Genomic DNA, 10,722 nt, shown 5'->3' with positions numbered 1-10,722 from the left:
GGAGTCGACCCAGGCAGCTTTGCCGATGACTCTCTGTTTGTTACGGTTCAAATAGCCGGGACGCGTCGTGGGAGATTCAGAACGGGACATGACTCGGTCGAGGATAACGGAAAACCGGGGATGCGTCCGATGGCGTCTGTGGTGCATCCCTTGTGCATAAGGAGTGAATCTGCATGGAATACAGACTGCTGGGCAACTCTGGTCTGCGTGTCTCCGAACTTTGCTTCGGAGCGGGAACCTTCGGGCGTAACAGCGAGTTCTTCAAGGAATGGGGTCTGATGGAGGGCGACGCGGCGAAACGTATCGTCGACCTCTGCGTCGATGCCGGAATTAATTTCTTCGACACCGCGGATGTGTACTCCGACGGTGAGAGCGAAAAGGTACTGGGTGAGTCGATCCGCCATCTGGATCGCTCACAGCTTGTGATCGGCACCAAGGCGACCTTCCGCTTTGGCAAGGGCATCAATGATGTCGGCCAATCGCGGCGTCATCTCATTCAATCGATCGAAGGCAGCCTCAAGCGSCTGGGAACGGACTACATCGATGTGTATTACATGCACGAGGTCGATGCCATGACGCCCATTGAGGAGACGCTGTACACCCTCAACAGAGCCGTCGAGGAAGGTAAGATCCGCTACATCGGTTGCTCGAACTTCTCCGGCTGGCAGTTGATGAAGTCTCTCTCTATCAGCGAGCGTTACGGCTGGGCGAAGTACGTCGTGCAGCAGAGCTATTACTCGCTGATTGGCCGCGACTTCGAGTGGGAGTTGATGCCGCTAGGCCAGAGCGAGAAGGTCGGCACGGCTGTGTGGTCTCCGCTGGGATGGGCGCGTCTGACCGGAAAGTACAGCCGTAATAAGCCAAAGCCCACAACCAGCCGCCTGAACGACGAGAAGATGATCGAAGCGGGCCCGAAGGTCTCTGACGAACATCTGTATAACGTCGTCGATGCCATCGAGGCGATTGCGCAGGAGACCGGAACCTCTGTCCCTGAGGTCTCGTTGAACTGGGTATTACACCGGCCAACCGTATCGACCGTCATCATCGGTGGACGCAGCGAAGAGCAGTTGAAGCAGAACTTCAAAGCTGTTGGCTGGAAGCTTACTCCGGAGCAGTTGACGAAGCTGAATGAAGCCAGCAAAGTGACCGCAGCGTATCCCTATTGGCACCAACGCCAGTTCCCGGAACGCAATCCGGACTTGCTGTAAGGCGCTAGTCCTTACGATCTTTTAGCGACTTCTCTACGGCTTTTTTACTGAGTACAGACCTAGTCTCATACCTGCTGCCCTGAGGATCCGCCAGGGCGGCAGGAGCATTATGAATTACGGTTGTCGGAATATCGGTTTGGCCCGCGTTCTATGCGCGGGTTTTGTTTTGCTCGGTGCTGCGGGCAGCCAGGCACAAGAGGGGCAACAGCAGGATGTATTATCCGGAAATTTCTTTCAGCGGCTCGGTGGTTATTACAAAGCCGACTGGACAGGGAAGCTGCCGGGAGGACCCGCGCCGGAGCGCAGAGCGCTGGATACACCGTTGAACTCCCCACCGTTCCCAAATTCCGATTGGGGCTATGGTGGTTCCCCCGCGATCGGTGTACCGGATGGCAACGCTTATCCGTTGATGACAGCACTGAAGAAACAGAACTCACGCACTAAAATTTATGGCTGGATTGCGCCGAGCGTGAACGCAAGTACATCGAGCACGACGAGCTTTCCGGTCTCATACGACATCTTTCCCAATCGTCTTGAGCTGAATCAGGCCGTCGTTTATGTAGAACGCCTTCCCGATACCGTGCAGAAGAAACACTTCGACTTCGGATATCACTTCACTGCGTTCTACGGTATCGACTATCGCTTCACCACAGCGAAGGACTACTTCAGCCAGCAGTTACTGCAGCGCAACAAGAAGTACGGTTTCGACCCGGCACTGGAGTACGCCGATCTCTACTTCCCAGTGAAGGAGGGATTGAATATCCGTATCGGCCGTTTCCTCTCTGTGCCGGGCATCGAAGCGCAGCTCGCGCCGAATAACTACAACATGACGCACTCGCTGCTCTACACCATCGATCCCTTTACGGATACGGGCATCATCGGTTCGCTGAAGCTGAATAAACAGTGGATGGTGCAGTTGGGTGTGTCCGCGGGGCATGATGTTGCTCCGTGGTCCGACGATCGTAAGCCCTCAGCGATTGCCTGTCTGAACTACTCCACCAGGAGTAATCACGACAATTTTTATGCCTGCGCCAACGGTATCAACGATGGCAAGTATGCCTACAACAACCTGCAGCACTACGACGCGACGTGGTACCACCGCTTCAATGCGAAGTGGCATACGGCGACCGAGGCCTGGTACATGTACGAGCGCGAGGTGCCGAATGTCGCCGGCAATGTCAGCAATCCGGTTGCGACAGAGACCGGCGCTAACGGAGCGTTTTGCGCGGCGGGTCAGTTGCGGTGTATGGCTCCGGAGTATGCGGTGGTGAACTACGTCAACCGACAGATGAATCCGAAGCTCTATCTCGGCTTTCGTTCTGACCTGTTGAACGACAAGAAGGGACAGCGGACCGGAATCGCGGGCAAATATACCGAGAACACCTTTTACGCAACGCAGTACATCGGAAGCACGATTCTGCTTCGGCCTGAAGTTCGTTTCGATCATTCGTGGGACCGGCGTGGATACGACGGAGGGGCTGCACGGAACCAGTTCTTCTTTGGTGTAGATCTGATCTACAAGTTCTGACGTCGGCGGTTCGAAACGAAAGAGGCGGCCCGTGTGGCCGCCTCTTTTTGCTTATGAGGTTGATCGGTAGGTGGGAGCAGCGGGCTTCAGCCCGCTGACAAAGCATAAGAAATAAATGGGCTTTTGTTTTCTTGGATAGAAAAGGCCCAGGGCTTTAAAGCCCATCTTTTTTAGCTCAGTAAACCGTGGCCTGAAGGCCACGGCTCCCACCATTTCGAGCTTTGCTCGAAGATCCCGCAATGAATGGGATCTCGAACTGTGGTTTTAGTGTCCTGCCGATGGGCTGGCGCCCTTCGGCGGCCGCGGAATCAGGAACAGCAGCGGCAGCATGAGAGCGCAGAAGATCGTGAGGTAGCGAATGACGTCGATGTACGCCAGAGCGGATGCCTGACGGTGCAGCAGGTTGTAGATATAAGCCTGAGCCGTATGCAGTGCCCCCTGAGAGTCCGAGCCTCCGTTGCCACCGGCAAAGGAGTCGGCGAAGGAGTGCACACGGTCCATGAAATTCCTATCGCCAGGTGTCAGGTTGCGGATCATCGAGTTCTCATGCGCAGCGATGCGGCGCGTGAGCATGGTGGCCATAAAGGCGGTACCGCAGCTTCCACCCACATTTCGGGCAAGGTTCGTCAGACCGGAGACGTCGTTGTTCTCACTCTGCTTCACGCCGATGTACGCGATCGTATTGATCGGGATGAACAGGAAGGCGAGACCGGAGGCCTGGAACATACGCATGATGACCAGCGTTCCATAACTGACATCCAGGTTCAGCCTTGCCATGTTGATCAGGGRTAGGGTCAGCGAGGTGAAGCCGAAGGCGATCAGTTTGCGTGGATCGACCTTGCTTGAAAGGAAGCCGACAACCGGCATCATCGCCATCATCATGAAGCCCGCGGGTGACAGTACTTTGCCGGCGAGCTCTGCTGTGTAGCCAAGCAGCGTCTGCACGAACTGCGGAATCAGGATGGTAGTTCCGTAGAGCGTGAAGCCAAGAACGAACATCAGGATGAAGCTGATGGAGAAGTTGGGACGCTTGAAGAGCGTCAGGTTCACGATCGGCCGGTGACCGGTGCGAAGCTGCTTCAGTTCCCACCAGATCATGGTGATGAAGGCGGTGACCATGAGCACGATGAAAAAGGTGATGGCGCGTGACGAGAACCAGTCGTCTTCCTGTCCCTTATCGAGCACGAACTCCAGCGAACCGAAGGTCATCCCCAGCAGGGCAAAGCCCAGGAAGTCGAGCTTGATGCCACCCTTCTGTGCCTCGGCGACCTGCTTGTGGACATACGGCGGATCTTCCACGATGCGGCTTGTAAGGAAGAGCGACACCAGACAGATCGGCACATTGAGGAAGAAAATCCATCGCCAGTCGTAGTTGTCGGTGATCCATCCACCGAGGGTCGGTCCAATGGCTGGAGCCACGACCACGGCGAGGCCATACATGGCGAAGGCCTGCCCTCGTTTCTCGGGTGGGAAGGTATCGGCCAAGATGGCCTGTTCCGATGGCGCCAAACCTCCGCCTCCTACACCCTGCAGGATGCGGAAGAAGACCAGTAGCGGCAGCGAGGGCGCCAGACCGCAGAGGGCTGACGAAATGCCGAAGAGCGCCACGCAGATCATGTAGAACTTCTTACGACCGATGAAGGTCGTCATGTAGGCGCCGGCGGGCAGGATGATGGCGTTCGCCACCAGGTAGGCGGTCAGTACCCAGGTCGCTTCATCCTGGCTGGCTCCCAGGCCACCGGCGATGTGCGGCAGCGCCACATTGGCGATCGAGGTATCCAGCACCTCCATGAACGTGGCCAGTGTGACCGTCATGGCGATGACCCAGGGGTTGATCTTGGGACGCCATGGCTGTGCTGGGGCGGCAGGCGCGGAGGTAGTTTCGTCCAGGGTCGCTGTAGCGCTCATAAGTTCCGGCAAAAATAGGGTTCGTTGCTAGGGTTTGGATGTATCGGTTACCGCTCCGATGCAGTTTATTCACCGGCCGCAGGAGCCCCATTAACACCCCGGAGGTTTCCTGCACAGGCGGGGCGCGGTAGGATCGTTAGGGAAGTTCTATGTCGCTGAAAAGAATCGCAATCGATATGGACGAGGTGATGGCGGACACGCTCGGTGAGCACATTGCCCGCTACAACCGCGACCACGCTGAGCAGATTACGAAAGAAGATCTCACCGGCAAGTGGCTCTGGGACGTCGTCTCGGTCGACCGCCACCATGTGCTGCAGCAGTACCTGTCCAGTGAGGACTTCTTCGCCGACCTGCCCATCATGCAAGATGCGCAGCGGGTGATTCAGGCGCTGCAGGCCCGGTATGAGGTCTTTATCGCCTCGGCCGCCATGGAAGTGCCCACCTCGTTCGCGGCGAAGTTCCGCTGGCTGGAGCGCCACTTCCCCTTCCTCCCGCCTTCTCATATCGTCTTCTGCGGCGACAAGGGAATCATCGACGCGGATTATCTGATCGACGATAATCCCCGTCAGTTCCGGCGGTTCAAAGGCGAAGGCATCCTGTTCACCTCGCCGCACAACAAGCTGATCAAGGGCTACCGGCGGGTAAATAACTGGCTCGATGTGGAAGAGCTCTTCCTGGGGTCTGCCGTTGGTTCCGGCGGCCTGCAGGAAAAGCTGATCCCGTAGAAGGCGCATCCGCACATTTGGGCGCGAAGCGTGAGTGGACATTCGAGCGAAGCTCGAATCGGGTGGAGCATCGGGTCCTGATGCTTCAGGCGCTTTGTTGCGGCCGATTCACCACAGACAGCCGCCTGGAACCGTTTGGTCCGTTCGTGGGCGGCCGCTGTGCTGGATCCACCTGCTGTATTCCCTGCATGCTGATGATCAAAGCGCGGGCGTGGGTTTCTCCCACGCACTGGTGTGCTGATGAGCGCGCGTTTCGCGGCCCGGCTGCGGTGGCAGAAACTCGGCAAGATAGGGGTCGAGCTGGCGATCGGGAACCAGGTATCCCAGGTTTTCAAAATAGTAGGCCGGGTTCTCCGTGCCGGACTGCGGCATCTTCACACGCTCATTGGCGCGGTGAATGCGGAAGAGCGGTCGTGGCTCCGGCTCGAAGAAGTAGGAGAGGTCTTTGGCGAAGACCAGGGCAATGCGTGCCAGATTGCGCAGGGTCGGTACCACGCGGCCAGTCTCAATCTGCGAGAGGAAACTCGCCGAGAGACCGGTGTGGCGCCCCAACTCTACCAGGCCCATGGACTTCTTCAGGCGCAGCGCCTTGACCCGTTCGCCAAGGCGTTTTTCCTGAATGCTAGATTCGGCAGCGCCTGAAATTGGGTCCGAGGAGACGGGATCTTCCGGAAGGGATGCGGTAAGGGACATGCGTTTTTCTCTCCTGCAAGGGGATACGTTATGTCGCGAACATCGGATTTTGGCCAGTCAGTAAATTTCTTACGGCGGAAACACCAAGAACGGAATGCTAGTCTCTAGGTGGTGGTGCTGGTTTCGAGACGGATGCGACTAAAGCAAAGAAAAGCTTATTTATGTGCATCTTGCTCCCTTTTCGCGGCAATGGGCTGTGCGAATCCCGGGCCGCCAAAACCACCGTCACTTCATCTTGCGCGCGTTCCTAACGATCTTTCAGCAGTTCGACAGGGAACCCGAGTGACGCTCCATCTCACGCTCCCGAAGACGACAACCGATAATGAGCCCCTGGACCGCGACTCCAACGTGGAAATCTGCCGCAGCGAAGGCACATCAGAGTGTGCGCCTGTGATCAAAATGCCAATAAGTAAGATCAACAACTTACAAGACACGTTGCCTCAGAATCTTGCTTCTGGTGCATCCGTGGAGGTGCACTACCAGGTTCGCATCACAAATGCGGGTGGCCGCGCGGCGGGATGGTCGAAGCCAGTAACGGTCGCCGGCGGAGACGCTCCGGAGCAGATTCAGGGCTTGCAGGCATCACTTGGAGGCACGGGATTATTGCTGCGCTGGACACCGTCGGCCACGCCCTTTGACGAGGTCCGGATCGAGCGCATCGAGCCGGATAAAGCACAACCCAAAAAGAAGACATCGCTCGAGCGCAAGCAAGCGCAGCAACAACAGACTGTCCTAGCCGTGCCTGTAACGCAGGGAGACCCTGGCGGTGCTGTTGACGCGACGGCAGAGGCAGGGCAGCGCTACGTATATCGCCTTGAGCGGCGCCGCCGTCTGCGGCTGGGTACGGACGAGATCTGGGTGGCAGGCGCAGTCACGGAGTTGGATACGGGTATCCTGCGGGACACCACGCCGCCGGCGGTGCCGCAGTCCGTGGAGGCCCTGTCCTCTGAGTCAGGCATCTCTCTCTCCTGGCAGCCGGGAACTGAGATGGACCTGGCAGGATACCTGGTCTATCGCGTGGATGACTCCGGAGAGCTTCGCCTGACTGCCATGCCTGTCACCGCGCCGCAGTTTACTGACACGACGGCTATAAAAGGCAAACAGTATCGCTATCGCGTTGCGGCGGTGGACCGTGCCGGCAATGAGAGCGGTAAGAGCGAACCAGTCGCGGAGGAGATGCGATGAAGTACTGCCGATTTGTCGCCGATGGACAGCCCACCTATGGACGTATTGAAGGAGACCGGATCGTCGCCCGTGCTTCCAGCTTTGAAGGCCTGGCCAACGGCGTGCCGGAGAGTCTTGCTCTGGATGAAGCCAGGCTGCTGGCGCCGGTCGAGCCGTCGAAGATTCTCTGTGTAGGACGCAACTATCGTGACCACGCCGCCGAGATGGGCAATGACGTACCCAGGGAGCCGCTGCTCTTTCTCAAGCCTCCGTCGGCCTTGCTGGCTCCGGGTGGTGCCATCTGGAAGCCGGCTATTACGCAGCGCCTGGACTTCGAGGGAGAGCTTGGCATCGTCATCGGCAAACGAGCCAGCCGCATCGGGCCGGATGAGGATGTGCGCGGCTACATCCGCGGCTACACCATCGTGAACGATGTCACCATGCGCGATATCCAGAAGGCCGATGGACAGTGGACGCGCGGGAAGGGCTTCGATACCTCCTGCCCGGTGGGGCCTCTGGTGACCGATGAGGTGAATCCGCTTCAGGGTTCCATCACCGTGGAGACGCTGCTGAACGGAGAAGTTCGCCAGCACGGTGAGACACACGACTTTATCTTCCCGATTCCGGAGTTGCTGCGTTACATCACTGCGGTGATGACGCTGGAGCCGGGCGACCTGATTCCTACTGGAACGCCGGCCGGCGTTGGGCCGATGCAGAGCGGTGACACGGTGGAAGTGCGGATCCAGGGGATTGGTTCGTTGAAGAATGTTGTTGGGTAGCGGTAAGCATTTTGTTTGTCATTTCGTAGCGATAGCGGAGAAATCTGCTTTTTTACTCTGCCCAGAAGTAAGACAAAGCAGTTCCCTACGGGATGACAAACCCAAAAAGCCTCGGAGCGATTGGCCTTAAACATAAAACCCACACCCGGCAGGATGTGGGTTTTATGTCTTACTTCGCCGCTGACTGACGCGATTTCTTCTTCTTGCCGCGGACGCCCTTCTCAATCACGGCGCGCATCCAGTAGTTGCCGTTGCCGTCGACCTCGATGCCGTGGACTTCACGTTCGAAGCCCGGGAAGCGCTTGCCGAACTCTTCCATCGCCAGAATCAGCTTGATGACCGGGCTGTTGGGTCCGCCCAGCCGCTCGCCGGGCATCGACATCGGGATACCCGGAGGATAGGGAACCAGCATCACGGAGGCGATGCGGCCGGCCATCTTGGCGAATGGCAAGCGCTCGGTTTCGTGGCGGACGAGCTTCTGGTAGGTCTGCGCCGGCGTCAGCACGGGATCGAAGTCTTCGTCGCAGGCGGCGTTGACCAGGCCGGCGAGGTTCAGCTCGATCATGGCCTCGTGCATCTCGTCGGAGAGCTCCTTCAAGGTCGAGTTGCGGTAACGTTGCGGGAAGCGGGCTACCAGCTCGGGCAGCGCCTCTTCCAGCGAAGCTTCGCTGTCGTAGAGGCGCTTGAACTCGAAGAGGTTCTCGAGCAGCGATCCCCACTTACCCTTCGATGTGCCCACGCTGAAGAGCACCAGCACGGTGTAGTCGCCGGTACGGGCGATCTCCACACGACGCGAGTCGAGGAACTCGGTCAGGATGGCGCCGGGGATGCCCCAGTCGGCTATGGTGCCCTGCGCGTCGACACCCGGGGTCAGGATGGTGACCTTGGTGGGGTCGAGCATGCAGTACTCGTCGGCGATATCGGCGTCCTGGTAGCCGTGCCAGTCGTGGCCGGGCTTCAGCGTCCAGCTGGAGGGATTAGTGGCCAGCAACTCGTCCGGAGCCTCTTCGAAGAGATGCGTTTCTCCGCTGGCGGGATCGGTGACCGACTCCGGCTGGAACAGCCGGAAGAACCAGCCGTCGCCGTTATCTTCCGTGGCGCGCAGACGATGTGCGACCGAAGACATGGCCTTGCGGAAGCTGATGGCATCCTGGATGGTGTCTTCCATCAGCGTCGGGCCCGAGGGCTCATCCATCATGGCCGCTGCCACGTCGAGCGAGGCGATCAGTGGATAGAACGGCGAAGTGGTGCCGTGCATCATGAAGGCTTCATTGAATTGGTCGAAGTCCATCGGGGCGCGGTCCGAGAGGCTGACGTGGATCATCGATGCCATGCTGAAGGCCGGCAGCATCTTGTGCGTAGACTGCACCGCGAAGATCGCCGGACGGTTCGCCATATCTTCCGGTACGCCCATGGCGTACCGGCCCTTGTAGATGGGGTGGAACTTGGCGTAGGCGTACCAGGCCTCGTCGAAGTGARCACGCGGAACCGAGGCGGCCAGCTCCTTCACGACGCGATTCACGTCATAGCAGAGACCGTCGTAGGTGGAGTTGGTGACGACGGCGTAGGTCGCCTCCTGCGAGGCCGCGCCCTTGCAGAACGGGCTCTTCGCGATAAGGTCCTTCACGTTCTTCGGGCTGAAGCGCTTGAGCGGCACCAGGCCGATCATGCCGTAGCCATTGCGCGTCGGCTTGAAATAGACGGGCCGAGCTCCGGTGACGGTCAGCGAGTGACAAATGGACTTGTGACAGTTGGCGTCGGCGAGGACGATGTCGTCCTGCGCGATGACGCCGTGACCGACGATCTGGTTGGAGTTCGACGAGCCGCCCAGGACGAAGAAGGTCCAGTCCGCGCCGAAGATGCGGGCTGCATTGCGCTCGGCGTCTCCCGGAGGTCCAAGGTGGTCGAGCCAGCTTCCCAGCGGAGCGGTGGAGATGCCGAGGTCCGAACGCATGAGGTTCTCGCCGAAGAAGCGGTGAAACTCCATGCCGATGGGGTGCTTCAGGAAGGCCACGCCGCCCATGTGCCCGGGAGCGTCCCAGCTATAGGCGCCCTGGTCGGTGTACTTCTTCAACTCGCGGAAGTAGGGCGGCAGCAGGGTCTCGTGGTAGCGCTGTACGGCGAAGTCGACACGGTTGGCGATGAAGGCCGGGGTATCGCCGAAGAGGTGGATGTACTCGTGCACCTGCTTGACAACCTCGATCGGCAGCTCGCTGACCAGGGTGCGGTCGGCGATGAGGAAGATCGGGATCTTTTTGTTGTGGCGGCGTACGGCGCGCAGAATTTGCACAGCCTCGCGCTCTTCGAACTGGCTGTCGCCTTCGAGGTCCCAGTCCAGCAGAACCGCGGAGTAGGAGGGGTCCGAGATGACCAGCGACAGGCCATCTTCGGGGGTCGTCGTACGGACGACGTCGTAGCCCTCGTCGGAGATGGCTTCGACCAAACGCCCCATGGCGCGGTCGGATACAGATTCGGTGCCCCCAACCTCGGAGGCGATCAAAAGGACCCAGCGTTTTTCACTCATACCAGCTATGTATGCTATCGCGATTGCGTGGTTTATGTGTGAGCGGGCACGGGCTAATCTGCGGGTTGAGGCGAGTGCTCCGTTGCCCCCATTTTTCTTCTAACTCGACAAATAATCCGGGTGCCCCACCCTCGCAACGCTAGGGTGGGTTCGAAAGCCACGTTAATTAAGGAATCGCGCGGGCAAATTCGGT

At 58.8% G+C, this 10,722-nt stretch carries 8 protein-coding genes; 5 read left to right on the top strand and 3 right to left on the bottom strand.

All coding sequences use genetic code 11. From position 1 onward, the window contains the following. The first annotated feature begins 173 nt into the window (after positions 1 to 173). Positions 174 to 1,208, top strand: coding sequence for an aldo/keto reductase (locus AB4043_RS12165; protein ID WP_442302280.1), 1,035 nt, complete (start codon positions 174 to 176; stop codon positions 1,206 to 1,208). Between the two features lie 109 nt (positions 1,209 to 1,317). Then, positions 1,318 to 2,736: an outer membrane beta-barrel protein gene (locus AB4043_RS12160; RefSeq protein ID WP_442302281.1), complete on the top strand. Its 1,419-nt coding sequence runs from the start codon at positions 1,318 to 1,320 to the stop codon at positions 2,734 to 2,736. Positions 2,737 to 3,000: 264 nt separating this feature from the next. Here AB4043_RS12160 and AB4043_RS12155 read toward each other — a convergent pair whose 3' ends face one another. After that, a complete protein-coding gene (locus AB4043_RS12155; protein ID WP_442307151.1) occupies positions 3,001 to 4,644 on the bottom strand; it encodes a DHA2 family efflux MFS transporter permease subunit in 1,644 nt (547 codons plus the stop codon). A gap of 149 nt (positions 4,645 to 4,793) precedes the next feature. On the opposite strand from AB4043_RS12155, the gene AB4043_RS12150 reads away from it, so the two are divergent. Continuing rightward, complete coding sequence (locus AB4043_RS12150; protein ID WP_442302283.1) at positions 4,794 to 5,369, top strand: 5' nucleotidase, NT5C type; 576 nt, start codon at positions 4,794 to 4,796, stop codon at positions 5,367 to 5,369. A 198-nt stretch (positions 5,370 to 5,567) separates the two neighbouring features. On the opposite strand, the gene AB4043_RS12145 is transcribed toward AB4043_RS12150, so the two are convergent. Then, entirely contained in the window at positions 5,568 to 6,062 is a 495-nt protein-coding gene (locus AB4043_RS12145; protein WP_442307150.1) for a helix-turn-helix domain-containing protein, read from the bottom strand. Between the two features lie 435 nt (positions 6,063 to 6,497). Between AB4043_RS12145 and AB4043_RS12140 the strand changes: the two genes are divergently transcribed. Together AB4043_RS12140 and AB4043_RS12135 are read left to right on the top strand one after the other, a co-directional pair. Beyond that, a complete protein-coding gene (locus AB4043_RS12140) occupies positions 6,498 to 7,247 on the top strand; it encodes a fibronectin type III domain-containing protein (protein WP_442302285.1) in 750 nt (249 codons plus the stop codon). Further along, positions 7,244 to 8,005 carry a fumarylacetoacetate hydrolase family protein gene (locus tag AB4043_RS12135; protein WP_442302286.1) on the top strand — a complete coding sequence of 254 codons (762 nt, stop codon included), beginning with the start codon at positions 7,244 to 7,246 and terminating at the stop codon, positions 8,003 to 8,005. The genes AB4043_RS12140 and AB4043_RS12135 overlap by 4 nt, the downstream gene beginning before the upstream one ends. Positions 8,006 to 8,174: 169 nt before the next feature. Here the strand turns inward: AB4043_RS12135 and AB4043_RS12130 are convergent, their stop codons facing one another. After that, on the bottom strand, positions 8,175 to 10,529 hold the full coding sequence (locus tag AB4043_RS12130) for an Orn/Lys/Arg decarboxylase N-terminal domain-containing protein (protein WP_442307149.1): 2,355 nt from the start codon (positions 10,527 to 10,529) through the stop codon (positions 8,175 to 8,177). Between the last annotated feature and the right edge of the window lie 193 nt (positions 10,530 to 10,722).

Source organism: Terriglobus sp. YAF25 (genome assembly GCF_052113305.1).
GTDB lineage: Bacteria > Acidobacteriota > Terriglobia > Terriglobales > Acidobacteriaceae > Terriglobus.
This window is presented reverse-complemented; position numbering and strand designations above follow the sequence as displayed.

Coding starts and splice junctions, on each gene's coding strand:
- AB4043_RS12135 (WP_442302286.1), top strand. CDS start 7,244: ATGAAGTACTGCCGATTTGTCGCCGATGGACAGCCCACCTATGGACGT.
- AB4043_RS12150 (WP_442302283.1), top strand. CDS start 4,794: ATGTCGCTGAAAAGAATCGCAATCGATATGGACGAGGTGATGGCGGAC.
- AB4043_RS12145 (WP_442307150.1), bottom strand. CDS start 6,062: ATGTCCCTTACCGCATCCCTTCCGGAAGATCCCGTCTCCTCGGACCCA.
- AB4043_RS12160 (WP_442302281.1), top strand. CDS start 1,318: ATGAATTACGGTTGTCGGAATATCGGTTTGGCCCGCGTTCTATGCGCG.